This window comes from Rhizomicrobium electricum (assembly GCF_011762045.1).
Taxonomy (GTDB): domain Bacteria; phylum Pseudomonadota; class Alphaproteobacteria; order Micropepsales; family Micropepsaceae; genus Rhizomicrobium; species Rhizomicrobium electricum.
Window position 1 is genome coordinate 234,653 of record NZ_JAASQS010000007.1, and the last position, 17,420, is coordinate 252,072.

Sequence of the window (17,420 nt, forward strand, 5' to 3'; positions counted from 1 at the left end):
GCGTTGGCGTGTTCCGGTGTATGATAACGCTACCAAGTAATCCGACAAGCGTACTCAGATAATCCCGACGGGACAAACCGGTCGGCATGGAGGAGCAACAGGAACGATGTATCTTGGCATCGACATAGGCACATCGAGTGTCAAAGCCGTCCTGATGGACGATGAGGGCCAGCTTTTTGCGCAAGGCTCGGCGCCGCTGACGGTCGAACGGCCGCAGCCGCTGTGGTCGGAGCAGAACCCCGATGCATGGTGGCGCGCCACCGTCGCAGCCGTGCGGGCATTGCCCGAAAAGGGCCGTCAGGCGGTGAAAGGTATCGGCCTTTCCGGCCAGATGCACGGCGCCACGCTGCTCGATGCGGCCGACAAGCCGCTGCGTCCCGCGATTTTGTGGAACGACGGCCGTTCTGAAGCCGAATGCGCCGAGCTCGAAAAGCTCCAGCCGCGTTCGCGCGCCATCACCGGCAATATCGCGATGCCGGGCTTCACGGCGCCGAAGCTGCTCTGGGTCAAGCATCATGAACCCGACGTCTTCGCCAAGGTGAAGACGGTGCTGCTGCCGAAGGATTATGTCCGCTTGAAGCTGACCGGCGAGAAGGCCGGCGACATGAGCGACAATGCCGGCACGCTCTGGCTCGACGTGGCCAAGCGCGACTGGTCCGACGACATGCTGAAGGCGACCGATCTCACGCGCGAGAACATGCCGAAAGCGGTCGAAGGCACTGCCCCGACCGGCAAGCTCACGGCGGAAGCCGCCGAAGAACTCGGGCTGCCCCAGGTCGTAGTGGCCGGCGGCGGCGGCGACAATGCCGCCAGCGCGGTCGGCGTCGGCGTTGTGGCGCCGGGGCAGGCGTTCCTGTCGCTCGGCACCTCGGGCGTGCTGTTCGTCGTCAACGACAAGTTCCGTCCCAATCCGGAGAAGGCGGCGCACGCGTTCTGCCACTGCATTCCGGGCGTCTGGCACCAGATGGCGGTGATCCTGACGGCGGCGTCGGCGATCGACTGGATCGCCAATCTCACCGGCATCAATGACGTGGTCGAGACCGTGGCCGGCGCCGAGAAGCGCGGCCTTAGGAAACAGACCCCGATCTTCCTGCCGTATCTCTCCGGCGAGCGCACCCCGCACAACGATCCCTATGCGCGCGGCGTGTTCTTCGGCCTCGGCGCCGATACCACCCAGGCCGATCTCGCTTATGCGGTGCTCGAAGGCGTCGCGTTTGCCTTCGCCGACGGTATCGACGTTTTGCGCGAAGCCGGCTCGACCATCGGTGACACCACCGTCGTCGGCGGCGCCTCGCGTCTGAAGTTCTGGGGCCCGATGCTCGCATCGGCGCTCGATATTCCGCTCACCTACCGCGAAGGCGGCGAAGTGGGCGGTGCCTTCGGTGCAGCCCGCCTTGGCAGGCTCGCCGATACCGGAGAAGATCCGGTGAAAGTGTGTACGGCACCGAAGGTGTCGCGTGTCGTTGAACCTGTGGCCGCGTTGAAGGAGCAGATGGCACCTCGGCGGGCCCAGTTCGTGGACCTGTACAAAAACCTCAAATCCTCTTTCAGGGAGTTTGGAAGATGAGCATTTTCTCGGAAGTCGGGCCGATCAAATATGAAGGTCCCGATAGCACCAATCCGCTGGCGTACAAGGTCTATGACAAGGACCGCGTCGTTCTCGGCAAGAAGCTGGGCGACTGGCTGCGTTTGACGGTTGCCTACTGGCACTCGTTCTCCTCGTTCGGCTCCGACATGTTCGGCGGCGGCACCTGGAATCGTCCGTGGTCGGGCAAGGTCACGCAGGAGCAGGCGGAAGCCCGCGCCGATGCGGCGTTCGATTTCTTCACCCGTCTCGGCACGCCCTATTTCGCGTTCCATGATGCCGACGTGATCGCCGATGCGTCCTCGCTCCCCGAGCACATCGACAACCTCAAGAAGATGGAAGACATCTTCGCCAAGAAGATGTCCCAGACCGGCGTGAAGCTGCTGTGGGGCACGGCGAATGCCTTCTCGCATCCGCGTTATGCCGCCGGCGCCGCCACCAATCCGGATCCGGAAGTGTTCGCCTATGCCGCCGGCCAGGTCCGCGCCATCATGGAAACCACCCATCGTCTGGGCGGCGAGAACTACGTCTTGTGGGGCGGCCGTGAAGGCTACGACACCCTGCTCAACACCGACCTCAAGGCGGAACTGGCCCACTTCGGCCGCTTCCTCAACATGGTTGTCGAGCACAAGCACAAGATCGGCTTCAAGGGCACGATCCTGATCGAGCCGAAGCCGTTCGAGCCGACCAAGCATCAGTATGACCGCGACACCGCCACCGTCTTCGGCTTCCTGCAGAAGAACGGCCTGGAAAAGGAAGTAAAGGTCAACATCGAAGTGAACCACGCCACGCTGGCGAACCTCGACTTCGAGCATGAAGTCGAGATGGCCTACGCGCTCGGCATCATGGGTTCGCTCGACATCAACCGCGGCGATCCGCGTTCGGGCTGGGATACCGACCAGTTCCCGAACAACGCCCAGGACCTGTCGGTCGCGTTCCTGCCGATCCTCGAGAACGGCGGCCTCGGCACCGGCGGCTGCAACTTCGACGCCAAGCTGCGCCGTCAGTCGGTCGACGTGAACGATCTCTATATCGCCCACGTTGCCGGCATCGACACTCTGGCCCGCGCCGTGATCTCGGCCGAAGCCATGATCAAGGACAAGCGCTTGGCCGATGCCAAGGCCGCCCGCTATGCCGGCTGGTCGACTCCGTTCGGCAAGGACATCATGGAGGGCAAGTACTCGCTCGCCGATCTCGCCGACGTCGCGCTCAAGAAGAACCTCAATCCGAAGCCGGTTTCCGGCAAGCAGGAACTGCTGGAGAGCGTCGTCGCTCAGTGCCAGAAGATTTCCTGATCGGATTTTTACTGCGTATGAAAGCCTCCCTCCGCATCGCGCGGGGGGAGGTTTTTTATTGGGACGACCGGAACGCGGGGAGGGCCGGTCATGACGATGTCGTTTGGTGGCTTTCGTCAGCCTCAGCGAGGAGATCGGCCGCGTCGTCCAACCCTCGCTTGCGGGCGGCATCCGCGGGCGTTTGGCCGAGCGGATTGCGAGCCCTGGGGTTGGCACCAAACGACAGCAACAACTCGGCCATCTCAAGCGCTCGTTCTTCGTCGTCGGGCAGGCAGAACAGCGCGGGTTCGCCCGGACGATCCTCGCGGTTGGCCGAGTTCGGGTCTTCCTTCAGCAACGCGCGCACCCGATCGATCGCGCCGGCAAAACAAAGAGCCCGGAAATTCCGGCTGATCGGCGTCAGCAGCGCAACCACCTCGGAGCGCCGGTGGTAGTTGGCATGGCTCAATGGCGAGCCGCCATAGCGGGTCTCGAACGGATCGATCTCCGCGCCTTGATCGATCAAGAGCTTGGCGATTTCCACCGCGCCGCAATCGGCGGCGTGATGCAGGGCGCGATAGTTCTGGGCATCGCCGATGTCGGGCGACATGCCGAGATCGAGCAGAAGGTTCACGACTTCCAACTGCCGGCGGTGAATCGCGGCGATCATCGCGTGCGGTTGGCGCAGGAGACCGGGATGCGTTGTGGTCCGCTCGCGAACGCCAGCGAGATCGCCTTGCGCCGCCGCTGCGACGAACGCTTCTTCATCGCTCAACCGGGGTGCGGGCGCGCCGTGGTCGATCAGAAGATCGACAATATCCTGCCGTCCTGCGATGGCGGCATGCGTGATAACGGGCAGCTTCGTGTACGCGTTCACGGTATTGGCGTCGGCGCCATGCGCCAGGAGCCATGCCGTCCGCGTCACATGCAGGTTGGCGACCGCATTGCCGAGGAGGTAATCGAGGGGCCGGCCGGTCAGGTTCGGATTGGGTTCGCTCCAGCGCACCGTTTGGCCGCGCTTTGCGGTTTCCGCCCACATGAAATCGAGCCAGACCGTGACATCGCCGCCGAGGGACGTGTTGTAGAGCGCTTGTCCGTCCAGCGGATCGGCGCCGCGGGCAACAAGGAGCCGCGCAAGACTCTCCGCCAAGGGATGCGGCGATTGTCCGGCTTCGCCTTCGCCGATCACACCGGTCAAGGCGGTGAAGCCCCCGGTATGATCGAAACAGCCGGCGTTCGGATCGGCCCCGGCGTCGAGCAGCAGGGTGGCAATGGCTATGGCATTGCGTTCCACGGCCTCGATCGGCAAACGGGCGTAGGCCAAGCGCAACAACGGCGTCCAGCCGTCGAACGGGTGCTGGTCATTGGCCAGCCGCGGGTCTTTGGTCAAAAAGGTATGCACCGCATCGAGATCGTGGGCCGCAACGGCCGTGTGAATATCCTGGCGCCCGATTTCGGGATGACGCGCCAGAAGGCGGGCCGCCAGCGCGCCGCGCGCCGGTCCGTCCGGCTCGTAATCGCCCCATTTGCCGGTGTTTGGATCGGTGCCGTAGCGGTGCACGGATTTCTCCAGGAACAAGCGCACCCGTTCTTCGTGACTGCGGTTTCTGTCTTCGATCTCCTGTTTCAACGCCGCCCAACTGGCAAAGCCGTATTCGCGCGCGATCGTATGCTGGGCTTGGCGCAGACCGACCGTCGGATCGTTCTTGGGGAACGCAAGCCGAAAGCGGGTGATCGCGTCCGGCTCACCCGCGGCAACGGCTTTGCGCAAACGCTTGGCTTCCTTGCGGAGCGCTTCGAGATTTGTCTGGTGCGCGATGCTTCGGGGCATGGGACCTTCCTTCCGAAAATCGCCTGGCGTCCGCTCAGCAGGCCGGAAGAAGGGCTGATGTGTACAACGGAAGAACCGTGTGGGTGGGAGCTTGCTCCCTTGCCGCGGACAGGTGGCGCCCCAAGCGCTCTGTAAGTGACCCTGCCGGGCTACGGGATGTCTGTCAACTCGAACGGCCTCGGCTCTGTCATCTGTGCAATTGAACGGCGGTGTTAGCTGGAGGCCGGCCGGTTATCGCGCAAGCAGCCATCCGAGGCGGGTCCGTTAAGTCACCGTCGCTAAGCGCGCGAAGATGCCCGAACAATGTATTCTGTTCGAACACCGTTCGGATCCATTCGCTTTTCCTCCCCGCCAGGTGCTTCTCCGCGTTGTTGCGAGCAGGAGGCTGCTTTTTTGGGCATCGGGCTAGGCAGTCTGCCCGTTAACAACTCGTTTACCCTTTAAGTCCAGGTTTTCTGCGGAATTTGCCTTGTCTCGCGGATATTCTTTAACAAGAATCGGAGAGTATTCCGTCGGGGCTGGAATTGGCTCGCCCCGTTCGCCACGCTGTCGCGACAGGACCTTTCGGAAAGCTCATCATGGTCACCATCCCTCTTCTCGAACTGCCCAGTGAAATCGCCGCGTTGCAGCAGATCGCGCTCGACCTGCGCTGGACCTGGAGTCACGAAGGCGACGCCCTGTGGGGCCACATCGACGAGAAGCTGTGGGAGCGCACGCTCAATCCCTGGACTGTCTTGCAGGGCGCCTCTCGCGAGCGCCTCAAGCAGCTGTCGCAGGATCAAAAGTTCCTCGACAAGCTCAACGGCTTCGTCAATGCCCGCAACGAATACCTCAACACGCCCGGCTGGTTCCGTGACACCGATCGCGGCAACCAGCTTGGCGGCGTCGCCTATTTCTCGATGGAATTCGGTCTCGGCTCGGCGCTGCCGATTTATGCCGGCGGCCTCGGCATTCTGGCCGGCGACGTGCTCAAATCGGCCTCCGACCTCGACATCCCGGTGATCGGCATCGGCCTTCTTTATCAGGAAGGCTATTTCCGCCAACTGATCGACGGCCGCGGAATGCAGCAGGAGTTCTATCCCTACAACGAGCCTTCGGCGCTGCCGGTCGAGCCGGTGATCCTGCCGGAAGACGGCTGGCTCAAGATCGGTCTCGAAATGCCGGGCCGCGTGGTGCAGTTGCGCGTCTGGAAGGCGACGGTCGGCCGCGTCACGCTCTATCTGCTCGACTCCAACGATCCCATCAACAGCCCGCTCGATCGCGGTATCACCGCCAAGCTTTACGGCGGCGGTCCGGAACTGCGCCTGATGCAGGAAATCGTGCTCGGCGTCGGCGGCTGGCGCGTGGTGGAAGCGCTCCATCCCGAAGTCGAGATCTGCCACGTCAACGAAGGCCACGCGGCCTTCGCCATCATCGAGCGCGCCCGTCAATTGGCGCTGAAATCCAACCTCGATTTCTGGGAAGCCTTGTGGGCGACCCGCGCCGGCAACGTCTTCACCACCCATACGCCGGTCGCCGCGGGTTTCGACCGCTTCCCGGCCGAACTCTTGCGCAAGTATTTGCCGTATGTGGAAGGCGCCTTGCATGGACGGGGCGTCAAGCTCGAACACGTGCTGGCGCTCGGCCGCGCCGACCAGAGCAATTCCGACGAGCCGTTCAACATGGCGTTCCTGGCCCAGCGCGGCTCGGCCATCACCATCGGCGTTTCGCGTCTGCACGGCGAAGTCAGCCGGCGCATCTTCCAGCCGCTGTTCGCGCGCTGGCCGTCTTGCGAAGTGCCGATCGGCTACGTCACCAACGGCGTTCATATTCCGACCTGGGATTCGGCCGGTTCCGACCGCGTCTGGAACAAGATCCTCGGCAAGGGGCGGTGGCGCACGCCGACCGGCAAGGATCGCATGCCAATTCCGGATTCCGTCAGCGACGAGGATCTGTGGGCGATGCGCGGCGAAGGCCGTCAGCGCCTGGTGCGCTATGCCCGCTATCATCTCGGCCGTCAGCTCCGGGAAGGCGGTTTCGATCTCGAACAGGTGCAGAAGGCCGAAACGGTCCTCGACCCCAACGTTCTGACGCTCGGTTTTGCCCGCCGCTTTACCGAATACAAGCGCCCGAACCTGTTGCTGCGCGATCTCGCCCGTCTCGACAAGCTGCTGCACAATCCGATGTATCCGGTGCAGATCGTGGTCGCCGGCAAGGCCCATCCGGCCGACACCGTCGGCAAGGGCATGATCCAGGAATGGATCAACCTGGCGCGCAATCCGCGCTATCGCAATCACGTCGTCTTCCTCGAGGACTACGACATCAGCCTCGCCCAGGAGATGACCCAGGGCGTCGACGTCTGGATCAACACCCCGCGGCGGCCATGGGAAGCGTGCGGCACGTCCGGAATGAAGGTGCTGGTCAACGGCGGCATCAACTGCTCGACGCTCGACGGCTGGTGGGACGAGGCCTACACCGACGAAGTCGGCTGGTCGATCGGCGACGGATCGGGCGGCACGGCGGAAGGTGTCGATGCCATCGACATCCAGAGCCTCTACGACGTGCTCGAGAACAAGGTTATCCCCGAATACTACGACCGTGACGGCCTCGGCCTGCCGCGGCGCTGGCTGCAGCGTATCCGCCATTCGATGGGACGCCTGACGCCGGAATTCTCAGGCGCCCGCATGATGACCGATTACGTCGAGATCGCTTATCTGCCGCTGGCCAAGGCGATCCGCGAGCGTATGCGCGACCGCTGCGCCCCGGCGCGCATGTTGAACCAGTGGTCGCGGACGCTGTATTCGCGTTGGAACGGCCTGCATATCGGCAATCCGGTGGTGAACCAGTCGGAAGCGGCCACCAATGTGGTGGTGCCGGTCTATCTCGGCGAACTGACGCCCAACGCCGTGCGGGTCGAGATGTTCGCCGACCAGACGCCGGAACACGCGCCCGAAGTCATCATGCTGCACCAGGAGAATGCGATCCCCGGATCGACCAACGGCTACATCTTTGCGGGCGCCATTCCGCCGAGCCGCCGGATGGAGGACTACACGGTGCGCGTGGTGCCGTATCATCCCAACGCGTTCCTGCCGGCCGAGTTGCCGCTCATCACCTGGCAGAAATAGCGCCGGTCCAACGATCCGGAAAAAGCAAAACCCCCGCGGCACCGTCGCGGGGGTTGTTTTTTAGGCGTTCGGAAACGGCAAGAGCCCGTCCGTCGCGGCCGGGACCAGATCAGCTCGCCGCTTTCAATTCGGCATCTTCGTCGCGCAGTTTGCCCGATACGGTTTTGACCGGCGGTGTCGCGATCGGCAGCACCGGCAATACGAAGGCGGTGGTTTCGCCTTCCATCGAGGCGGCCGTCCAATTGGCTTCGAGTTCGGCCTCGAGTTCGGCTTTGGCGCGCAGCCAGTATTCGTGCGATTTGCCGTCCTGGCAGCCTTCGCGCTCCCAGAGCAGATAGCTGCGGGTGCGGATTTCGTCTTCGGAAGGGGTGGGCTTCGGGTCGTTGGGCATGACGTTCTCTCCTGCCCGTCCATCGTCATTCGCTGGTCCGGCTGTCGCGCCCGGGCGGTGCGACGCAGCCGGTTCGAAGCATATTACGCGCTCAACTCGCGGCTTGTCTTGTCGTTTGTACCGCGGATCGATCCGCAATCTGAACGCCGAAGTCGATGGGCATGCCGCTGGCGGCGCTGTAGAGGGCGGCATACTGCATGGCGCTCGAGGTCCAGGAATAATCTTGCGCCATGGCCTGAAGCTGTAACCGGCGCCAGATCAAAGGCTCGCGATAGAGCGACAGGGCGCGGGTCACTGCGTCGGTCAGATGCTCGGTGGTCGGATCGTCGAACACGAAGCCCGTGGCGCTGCGGTCGGCGATCGAGGTTGCGGTGGCGTCGACCACGGTGTCGGCCAATCCGCCGGTGCGCCGGACCACCGGCAAGGTGCCGTAGCGCAGGGCGTAGAGCTGAGTCAGGCCGCACGGCTCGAACCGGGCCGGGGCCAGAAGGATGTCGCATCCGGCCTGGAGTTTGTGGGCGAGCGGCTCGTCGTAGCCGACGATCACCGCGATGTTGCCGGCGAAGCGCTCGCGCGCCTCTTCGAAGGCTGCTTCCATGGCCGGATCGCCTTCGCCGACGGCCACGAACTGGGCGCCTTGGTCGACCAGCCACGGCAGCAGCTCGAGGACGGTATCGGCCATCTTCTGATGGGTGAGGCGGCTGACGAAGCCCAACACCGGGGTTTCGGGACTGGCGTTCAGTCCGAACTCGGCCTGCAGGGCCGCTTTGCAGGCGCGCTTTCCCGAAATGTCGGTTTCGCGGTAAGGGCGCGGCAGCACCGGGTCGGCGGACGGATTCCACAGGGTCTCGTCGATGCCGTTGAGGATACCGCTGAAATCTTCGCCACGTTCGGTCAACACGCCTTCCATGCCGCAACCGAAAGCCGGGGTGAGTATTTCTCTCGCATAGGTCGGGCTGACCGTCGTCACCCGGTCGGCATATCTGAGGCCTGCCTTGAGGAAAGAAATGTGACCATAGAACTCCACGCCGCCCGGACAAAACAATGCCGGCGGTATTTCGAGCTGCCGCAGCCGATCGGCCGGGAAGTTGCCCTGGAAGGCCATGTTGTGGGTCGTGAAGACGGTCGCCGGACGCGGCTCGCGTTCCAGCGACAGATAGAGCGGCAACAGCCCGGCATGCCAGTCGTTGGCGTGCACGAGGTCGGGCTTGAAATCGAGGCCGAGGCGGCCCATCGCGATTTCGCGGCCGACATGGGCGAGGAAGGCGAACCGCAATGGATTGTCGGGCCATTCCTTACCGGTTTCGTCTTGATAAAGGCCGCCGTTGCGGCGGAACAGGCTGGGGCTGTCGATCAGATAGACCGGCAGATCGGCATCGGGAAATTTGCCCGCGATCAGGGTCGCGTCGTCCACGCCCAAGGCCGGCGCGATCGGGGCCACAAACCGGGCATTCTCGACCCTGAGAAGGGCTCTGGGATAGGCCGGCATCAACAGGCGGACGTCGACACCGAGGCGGCGGAGGGCTACCGGAAGGGCACGGGAAACGTCGGCGAGGCCTCCGGTTTTGGCCAGAGGATAAGCTTCTGCCGTCGCAAATAGGACCTGCATCTATGCCCCTCGCGGCCGGAATTCTTAAAGCCTGCCGCCCGCCGTATTGGTTCGGAAACCATAAAACTCTAATCTGGTAAAAGTCTTATTACCGTAGCGAATCAAATGCCCCAAATAGGGTACCTCCAATCCCACAAATTTCCGCACAAAAACGATGGATATCGGATAACTCAGACCGGAACGGACGATGGTAAACCCAGTAAAAGTTGCACCAGGTGAGAAGATGAATCGCTCTGAGCGTTTCGGGCAGTCCGATAGGCGTATGCAAGCCGTTGTCGCCGGCGACGATCGCGACCCCTTCTCGTATCTGGGCATGCACAAAGAGGGCGGAGCCGTCGTCGTTCGGGTTTTCCATCCCGGCGCAACATCCGTCGAAGTCTTGCAGTATGCGAGCGGAGAGGTGCTTGCGGGCCTTACGCGCGTACACGAGGCCGGCCTTTTCGCCGGCACGGTGGGGACGGAGATGCAAGCCTATCGCTTGCGGGTCACGGGCAACGGCTGGAGCTTCGATATCGAGGACCCTTATCGTTTCGGTCCGGTGCTGGGCGAGCTTGATCTCTACCTTCATGCCGAAGGCAATTTCCTCAGAAGCTTCGAGAAGATGGGCGCCCATCCGACCGTCAAGGACGGGGTGGACGGAACCAACTTCGCCGTTTGGGCTCCAAGCGCGCGGCGCGTTTCGGTGGTTGGCGACTTCAACGGATGGGACGGGCGCTTCCATGTCATGCGCCTCAATCCGGGCGCGGGCATCTGGGAGATTTTTCTGCCCAATGTCGGTCCCGGCGCCGCCTACAAGTTCGAGATCAAGACCCAGAGCGGTGCCATCCTGTTGAAGGCCGATCCGTTCGCCTTCCAGGCCGAGTTGCCGCCCAAGACCGCTTCGGTCGTCGCCGCCGATGCGCGTCTCGGCATCGAACGGGAAGCCGTGGGCAAGGGTCCGCATGCCGACCGCCGCTCGCCGGTTTCCGTCTACGAGGTGCATCTCGGCTCATGGCGGCGCGTGACGGAAGACGGCAACCGGTCGCTGTCCTATCGCGAACTGGCCGAGACCCTGGTGCCGTACGTCAAGGACATGGGCTTCACCCATATCGAGTTGATGCCGATCAATGAGCATCCGTTCGGCGGCTCGTGGGGTTATCAGCCCACCGCGTTGTTCGCCCCCACATCCCGCTACGGTTCGCCGGAGGACTTCCGCCATTTCATCAAGGCCTGCCATGAGGCCGGCATCGGCGTGCTGCTCGATTGGGCGGCGGGGCATTTTCCTTCCGATGCCCACGGCCTGCACACCTTCGACGGCACCCATCTTTACGAGCACGCCGATCCGAAAGAGGGCTATCACCCCGATTGGAACAGCTACATCTACAATTTCGGCCGCAACGAAGTGCGCGGCTTCCTGCTCTCCAACGCGCTGTTCTGGCTGGCCCGTTACGGCATCGACGGCTTGCGTGTCGATGCGGTGGCCTCGATGCTCTATCGCAACTACTCGCGTAAGGACGGTGAGTGGGTGCCCAACATTCACGGCGGCGTCGAGAATCTCGAAGCGGTCGACTTCCTCAGGCGGATGAACGAACTCGTCTACGGCAATCACCCGGATGCCATCACGGTGGCCGAGGAATCGACCTCGTGGCCGATGGTGTCGCGCCCGGTCTGGCTCGGCGGTCTCGGTTTCGGTTTCAAGTGGAACATGGGCTGGATGCACGACACCCTGCAATACATGTCGAAGGAGCCGATCCACCGCAAGTTCCACCACAACAACCTGACCTTCGGCCTGCTCTATGCGTTCAGCGAGAACTTCATCCTGCCTCTGAGCCATGACGAAGTGGTCCACGGCAAAGGCTCGCTCCTCACCAAGATGCCGGGCGATCTGTGGCAGAAGTTCGCCAACCTGCGCGCCTACTACACCTTCATGTACACGATGCCGGGCAAGAAGCTGCTCTTCATGGGCGGCGAGTTCGGCCAGTGGAACGAATGGAACCACGATACCAGCCTCGATTGGCATCTGCTCGAATACAAGGAACATGCCGGCCTCAAGAACGCGCTCAAGGATCTCAACTGGCTTTATCGTTCGCGCACGGCGCTGCACGTCCGCGATTGCGAGCCGGAAGGCTTTGCCTGGATCGACTGCAACGACACCGAAGCGAGCGTGATCTCCTATATCCGCCGCGGCGCCGATCCGGACGATTTCGTCGTGGTGGTGTGCAATTTCACGCCGGTGGTGCGGCGCGATTATCGCATCGGCGTGCCGAAGAGCGGGCGTTACTACGAGGCGTTCAATTCCGACAGCGAGTTCTACGGCGGTAGCAATGTCGGCAACGGCGGCTGCCTTGAAACGCTGGGATGCCCGATGCACGGCCAGCCCGACAGCCTGTCGGTGACGCTGCCGCCGCTCGGTGCGTTCGTGCTGGTACCGGAAGGCAGATAGAGCGCGTCACCGGAAAGTGGGCACCGGTTTTCGGCAATGAAGCACGACACGAAAGTAAGGGGCATGGGGTTGTGACGACTGGATTGCGGCTGAGCCAAGGTCGCCCGTTTCCCTTGGGCGCGACGTTCGACGGCGAGGGCGTGAATTTCGCCTTGTTCTCCGCCAACGCAACGCGGATCGAACTCTGCCTGTTCGACGATCAGGAGCGCGAATACGGACGCGTCGATCTGCCGGAGAAATCCGAAGACGTCTGGTTCGGCTATTTGAAGGGTGCCAAGCCCGGCCAGCTTTACGGCTATCGCGTGCACGGACCGTACGAACCGCTGGCCGGCCATCGCTTCAATCCCAACAAGCTTCTGATCGATCCGTACGCCAAGGAACTGACCCGGCCGATCGCCTACGACCAGCGCCATTGCGGTTTCGATCCCACCGACCAGCGCTTCGACCTGTCGTTCGATACCCGCGATTCCGCCCCGGCGGTCCCCAAATGCCGCGTGCTGGCCGAGGATTTCGATTGGACCGGCGATCCGCTGCTGCGCACGCCGCGTTCGCATTCGGTCCTCTACGAGCTCAATCTGCGCGGCTACACCATGCGCCATCCCGGCATCGATGCGGGGATGCGCGGGAGCGCAGCGGCGCTCGCCTCGCCCGAGGTGATCCGCTACCTCAAAGAGCTCGGCATCACGGCGGTCGAGCTTCTGCCGATCCATCCCTTCACCACCACCTCGGTGCAGGACAAATACGGCCTCAGGGAATTCTGGGGCTACAATTCGGTCAACTTCTTCGCCGTCGAGCCGCGCTATCTCGCGTCCGGCGGCCGGGCTGAATTCCAGCGGATGGTCCGCGTCTTCCACGATGCCGGCATCGAAGTGATCCTCGATGTGGTGTTCAACCATTCCGGCGAAGGCAACGAACTGGGGCCGACGCTGTCGTTCCGCGGCATCGACAACGCCTCCTACTACTGGCTGGCCGACAACAAGTCCCGCTATCGCGATCTCACCGGCACCGGCAACACGCTCAATCTCGCCCATCCGCGCGTGTTGCAGATGGTGATGGACTCGCTTCGCTATTTCGTCGAGCACTGCCACGTCGACGGCTTCCGCTTCGATCTGGCGGTGAGCCTGGCGCGCGACAAGGGCGAGTTCGATCCGCAATCGGCGTTCTTCGCCTGCGTGCTGCAGGATCCGGTGCTGGTCAAGACCAAGATGATTGCCGAGCCGTGGGATCTCGGTCCCGGCGGCTATCGTCTCGGTGGATTTCCGTCGCGCTGGAGCGAATGGAACGACCGCTTCCGCAACGATGTGCGCCGGTTCTGGCGCGGCGATGCGCGCATCGGCGATCTCGCGGTGCGGCTGGCTGGATCGAGCGACGTGTTCTGTCCGCCGCGGCGCCGTCCCACCGCGGGCGTCAATTTCGTCACCGCCCACGACGGTTTCACGCTGGAAGATCTCGTCAGCTACAATTTCAAGCACAATGCCGCCAACCGCGAGAACAACCGCGACGGCACCGACGAGAACTTTTCCTGGAATTGCGGCGTCGAAGGCCCCACGACCAATCTCAATATCCAGGCCCGGCGCGAACGGCAGAAGCGCAATCTCTTGGCGACGCTGCTGCTGTCCCAGGGCATTCCGATGCTGCTGGCCGGCGACGAGTTCGGCCGTACCCAGGGCGGCAACAACAACGCCTATTGCCAGGACAACGAAACCAGCTGGGTCGATTGGCAGAAGCTGGAGGAGAACCGCGATCTCGTCGCCTTCGTGCGGCGGCTGATCTGGCTGAGACGCGATCATCCGGTGTTCCGCCGCTCGTTCTTCTTCCTCGGCGATCCGATCGACGATTCCGGTATCAAGGACATCGTCTGGCTCAGCCCCGACGGCCGCGAAATGGCCGATGCCGACTGGCACCGTCCCCATGCCAAGGTCCTGGGCGTACGCTTTGCCGCCACCGGCGAAATGGACGTGACGAGCTACACCCGGCGGCTCGATCCCCACTCCTTCCTGCTGCTCGTTAATGCCGGGGAAGAGCCCGTTAACTTTGTTCTGCCTAAAGTTCCCGTCGACAAGCGCTGGCACTGGATTCTGGATACGGCGGCAAGCGACGGCGAAGCCTCGGGACGGTTCGCTGCCGGCACGACTTTCCAACTCCAGGCGCACGCGTTGGCCCTGTTCGAAGGCGACGTGTAAATGGATGCGGACAACGTCCTGAAACTTGCCGATGCCGCCGGGATCGAGACCTATTACTGGGACAATCACGGCACCCGGCACGATGCTTCGCACGAGACCATCCGCGGTCTCTTGCAGGCGTTCGGGATCGCGGCCGAAACCGATGCCGAAGTCTGGGCCAGCCTGACCCATTTCTGGCGCGCGCCGTGGATGCAGTTGCTGACGCCGGTGCTGACGCTGAAGGAAGACGAGCCCGTCGCCATTCCCTTGCGCGCCTGGGAAGAACAGAGCGGGCGCATCGTCCAATGGGAACTCGTTCTCGAAGACGGCGACAAGCGCACCGGCAGTTGCCGTCTCGGCGACCTCAAGCACGACGACATCGCGTTTTTCGACGGCCGCCGCATCTTTCAGTATCGCCTGCCGCTCGAAGCGCTGCCGCTCGGCTATCACACCTTCCGCGTCGACGGTGAAGAAACGGCGACCCGGCTGATCGTGGCGCCGCGGCGTTGCCATATGCCCGAAGGGCTGACGCGCGCCTGGGGCTTGATGATCCAGCTCTATGCCCTCAAGTCGCGCAAGGATTGGGGCATCGGCGATTTCACGGCGCTGGAAGCGCTGGTCGATCAGGTGGCCGAGGCGGGCGGAGCGGCGATCGGGTTGAACCCGCTGCACGCGCTGTTTCTCAACACGCCGGAAAACGCCAGCCCCTATTCGCCGTGTTCGCGCCTGTTCCGCAATCCGTTGTATCTCGATGTTGCGACGCTGCCCGATTTCCTGGCCTGTCCGGAAGCGCAGGCGATTGCCGCCATGCCCGAGTTCCGGCATGTGCTGCAGTCGGCGCACGACAATACGTTCGTGCCGTATCGCGCCGTGGCGTCGCTGAAGCTGCCGGTGCTCGAACGCTGCTATACGCATTTCGTCGCCGAGCATCTCACGAAGAACACCGAACGGGCGCGCGCCTTCCGCAGTTTCGTCGCCGTCCAGGGCCGCGAGCTCGAGGACTTCGCCACCTTCCAGGCGCTGGCCGAGCATTATCGCGCGCTCGACTGGTCGCATTGGGCAACGCATCACCAGGATGCCAAGTCCGATGCCGTCGCCGCGTTCCGCGCCACGCGCGCCGACCGCATCGGCTTCTATCAGTATCTGCAATGGTGCGCCGACAATGCGTTCGCGCGCGCCGCCGGCCGCGCCAAAGCCAAGGGCATGGCGGTCGGCCTTTACAACGATCTCGCCGTGAGCGTCGATGCCTCGAGTGCCGATTATTGGATGCATCGCCAGCAATTCGCCGGCGGTGCGCGGGTCGGAGCGCCGCCCGATCCGTTCAACGAAATGGGCCAGGATTGGGGTCTGGTGCCGCTCAATCCGATGCGGCTGCGCGAGACCGGCTATTCCTATTACCGGGCGCTGCTGGCGGCCAATATGCGCCACGCCGGCGCCTTGCGCATCGACCATGTGATGGGCCTGACCCGGCTCTATCTCATTCCGGCCGGCATGAAGCCGACCGAAGGCGCCTACGTCCGTTTCCCGCTCAACGATCTCATCGCCGTCGCCACGCTCGAAAGCCGGCGCAACGGCTGCATGGTGATCGGCGAGGATCTGGGAACGGTGCCGGCCGGCTTCCGCGAAAAGCTTTCCGACGCCAGCATCCTGTCCAGCCGCGTGCTCTATTTCGAGCGCAACCGCGCCGCTTTCCGGCCGCCGGAAGTCTATCCGCGGCTTGCGGCAGTGTCGGTGTCGACCCACGATCTCGCGACGCTCGGCGGCTTCTGGCAAGGCGAAGACCTGAAGGCCAAGGCGCAGATCGGGCTGTTCAAGAGCGCCGACGAAGAGGCCGCGGCGATGGCGGGACGGACCGAGGACAAACGCGAGCTGTTGGCGGCACTGGAGGAGGAGCATCTGCTGCCGGACGGCATCGTGCCGGCGGATGCCGGTCATCTGGCCTGGACCCCGGCGCTGACCGCGGCGGTGCATGCCTATCTCGCCCGTTCGCCGTCGCAGTTGATGATGGTGCAGCTCGACGATCTCGTCGGCCAGACCCATCAGGCCAATCTGCCGGGATCCGTTACCGAGTATCCCAATTGGCGCCGCCGGCTGGCGGTGGCGCTGGAAGACCTCGGCGCCGATCCGGCCTTCCGCAAAGCCTTGGCGGGAATCGGAACGGCCAGGGCCTAGCATTGCGGCCGTTCGGGATTGTAAGCTCCGGTGCGGTATCAGCGGGAGTGGTGGGCATGGAAGATCTCGAACGGATCGTGCGCGAGCATTCCTTCTTTACCGGCATGAAACACGACTACACCGCGGTCGTCGCCGGCTGTGCCAAGAACGTGCGCTTCGAGCCGGGCGAATATCTGTTCCGTGAAGGCGAGGTCGCCGACCAGCTATATCTCCTGCGCTCGGGTCGCGTGGTGCTCGAAGTCGACACCGACGACGGACAAGTGGCGCTGCAGACCGTCGGCGAAAGCGAGATCGTCGGCGCGTCGTGGCTGGTGCCGCCGTACCGGCGTGGGCTGTCGGCCAAGGCGCTGGAGCTGACGCGTGCCATCGCGCTCGATGCGGCGTGCCTTCGCGGCAAGTGCGAGGACAATCACGATCTCGGCTACGAGATGATGAAACGCTTCATGCCGATCCTGATCCAGCGCCTGCGCGCCGCGCGGCTGCAGATTCTGGACGACCGCCGGGAAGAATAGGGACTTACGCCTTCGGCGCCGGTTTCTTCGCTTTGACCGTCTTCTTTGTTTTGACCGCCTTGGCGGCGACCGCAGCCTTGACCGGTTCGGCCGGCTTGTCGGCCTTGACCGGTTTCACCGGCTTCACCGGTTCGGCTTTGGCCGGTTTGGCGTTGCCGTTGGCCTTCGCTTTCGCCGGCGGTGCCTTCGGCACACGCTGCTCGCTCAAAATTTCGGCTTGAGCCAAGGCCCAGTGTTCCTGCTCGCGGCCTTGGGGACGGCCTTCGCGCTCCCAGATGTAGTAGGCGCGCAGCGCGATTTCCTTCTGGCTGTCGTCTGAAATCGAATTCTTCGTTTTCATAGCCACCTCCGGTAGACC

At 63.3% G+C, this 17,420-nt stretch carries 11 protein-coding genes; 7 read left to right on the plus strand and 4 right to left on the minus strand.

Going from position 1 to position 17,420, the window contains the following annotated elements; all coding sequences use genetic code 11:
- The first annotated feature begins 106 nt into the window (after positions 1-106).
- Together xylB and xylA are read left to right on the plus strand one after the other, a co-directional pair.
- On the plus strand, positions 107-1,567 hold the full coding sequence (gene xylB, locus FHS84_RS15215) for a xylulokinase (RefSeq protein WP_166935831.1): 1,461 nt from the start codon (positions 107-109) through the stop codon (positions 1,565-1,567).
- The gene (gene xylA, locus FHS84_RS15220; protein WP_166935833.1) at positions 1,564-2,880 is read left to right on the plus strand and encodes a xylose isomerase; all 1,317 of its coding nucleotides are present in this window, start codon (positions 1,564-1,566) and stop codon (positions 2,878-2,880) included. Before xylB ends, xylA begins: the two co-directional genes overlap by 4 nt.
- Before the next feature lie 88 nt (positions 2,881-2,968).
- Here xylA and FHS84_RS15225 read toward each other — a convergent pair whose 3' ends face one another.
- Positions 2,969-4,690, minus strand: a complete 1,722-nt coding sequence (locus FHS84_RS15225; RefSeq protein ID WP_166935835.1) for an ankyrin repeat domain-containing protein — start codon at positions 4,688-4,690, stop codon at positions 2,969-2,971.
- A 578-nt stretch (positions 4,691-5,268) separates the two neighbouring features.
- Here FHS84_RS15225 and glgP point away from each other — a divergent pair.
- Positions 5,269-7,794 carry an alpha-glucan family phosphorylase gene (glgP, locus tag FHS84_RS15230; RefSeq protein WP_166935837.1) on the plus strand — a complete coding sequence of 842 codons (2,526 nt, stop codon included), beginning with the start codon at positions 5,269-5,271 and terminating at the stop codon, positions 7,792-7,794.
- A gap of 109 nt (positions 7,795-7,903) precedes the next feature.
- Here the strand turns inward: glgP and FHS84_RS15235 are convergent, their stop codons facing one another.
- Together FHS84_RS15235 and glgA are read right to left on the minus strand one after the other, a co-directional pair.
- Entirely contained in the window at positions 7,904-8,185 is a 282-nt protein-coding gene (locus tag FHS84_RS15235; protein WP_166935839.1) for a DUF2934 domain-containing protein, read from the minus strand.
- Positions 8,186-8,276: 91 nt separating this feature from the next.
- Positions 8,277-9,794 carry a glycogen synthase GlgA gene (gene glgA / locus FHS84_RS15240; RefSeq protein ID WP_166935841.1) on the minus strand — a complete coding sequence of 506 codons (1,518 nt, stop codon included), beginning with the start codon at positions 9,792-9,794 and terminating at the stop codon, positions 8,277-8,279.
- Between the two features lie 262 nt (positions 9,795-10,056).
- On the opposite strand from glgA, the gene glgB reads away from it, so the two are divergent.
- From glgB to FHS84_RS15260, 4 genes are all read left to right on the plus strand, one after another.
- Positions 10,057-12,216, plus strand: a complete 2,160-nt coding sequence (gene glgB, locus FHS84_RS15245) for a 1,4-alpha-glucan branching protein GlgB (RefSeq protein ID WP_208393898.1) — start codon at positions 10,057-10,059, stop codon at positions 12,214-12,216.
- A gap of 71 nt (positions 12,217-12,287) precedes the next feature.
- Positions 12,288-14,399, plus strand: a complete 2,112-nt coding sequence (gene glgX, locus FHS84_RS15250) for a glycogen debranching protein GlgX (protein ID WP_208393899.1) — start codon at positions 12,288-12,290, stop codon at positions 14,397-14,399.
- On the plus strand, positions 14,400-16,550 hold the full coding sequence (malQ, locus tag FHS84_RS15255; RefSeq protein ID WP_166935847.1) for a 4-alpha-glucanotransferase: 2,151 nt from the start codon (positions 14,400-14,402) through the stop codon (positions 16,548-16,550). It begins immediately after the preceding gene.
- A 56-nt stretch (positions 16,551-16,606) separates the two neighbouring features.
- Positions 16,607-17,062 (plus strand): Crp/Fnr family transcriptional regulator, encoded by a 456-nt coding sequence (locus FHS84_RS15260; RefSeq protein WP_166935849.1) that lies wholly within the window; start codon positions 16,607-16,609, stop codon positions 17,060-17,062.
- A 4-nt stretch (positions 17,063-17,066) separates the two neighbouring features.
- On the opposite strand, the gene FHS84_RS15265 is transcribed toward FHS84_RS15260, so the two are convergent.
- A complete protein-coding gene (locus tag FHS84_RS15265; RefSeq protein ID WP_166935851.1) occupies positions 17,067-17,402 on the minus strand; it encodes a DUF2934 domain-containing protein in 336 nt (111 codons plus the stop codon).
- Between the last annotated feature and the right edge of the window lie 18 nt (positions 17,403-17,420).

What these genes read in the sequence shown, in the direction of transcription:
- glgP (WP_166935837.1), top strand. Translation starts at nt 5,269, where the DNA reads ATGGTCACCATCCCTCTTCTCGAACTGCCCAGTGAAATCGCCGCGTTG.
- FHS84_RS15235 (WP_166935839.1), bottom strand. Translation starts at nt 8,185, where the DNA reads ATGCCCAACGACCCGAAGCCCACCCCTTCCGAAGACGAAATCCGCACC.
- malQ (WP_166935847.1), top strand. Translation starts at nt 14,400, where the DNA reads ATGGATGCGGACAACGTCCTGAAACTTGCCGATGCCGCCGGGATCGAG.
- FHS84_RS15225 (WP_166935835.1), bottom strand. Translation starts at nt 4,690, where the DNA reads ATGCCCCGAAGCATCGCGCACCAGACAAATCTCGAAGCGCTCCGCAAG.
- glgB (WP_208393898.1), top strand. Translation starts at nt 10,057, where the DNA reads ATGCAAGCCGTTGTCGCCGGCGACGATCGCGACCCCTTCTCGTATCTG.
- xylB (WP_166935831.1), top strand. Translation starts at nt 107, where the DNA reads ATGTATCTTGGCATCGACATAGGCACATCGAGTGTCAAAGCCGTCCTG.
- FHS84_RS15260 (WP_166935849.1), top strand. Translation starts at nt 16,607, where the DNA reads ATGGAAGATCTCGAACGGATCGTGCGCGAGCATTCCTTCTTTACCGGC.
- FHS84_RS15265 (WP_166935851.1), bottom strand. Translation starts at nt 17,402, where the DNA reads ATGAAAACGAAGAATTCGATTTCAGACGACAGCCAGAAGGAAATCGCG.
- glgA (WP_166935841.1), bottom strand. Translation starts at nt 9,794, where the DNA reads ATGCAGGTCCTATTTGCGACGGCAGAAGCTTATCCTCTGGCCAAAACC.
- xylA (WP_166935833.1), top strand. Translation starts at nt 1,564, where the DNA reads ATGAGCATTTTCTCGGAAGTCGGGCCGATCAAATATGAAGGTCCCGAT.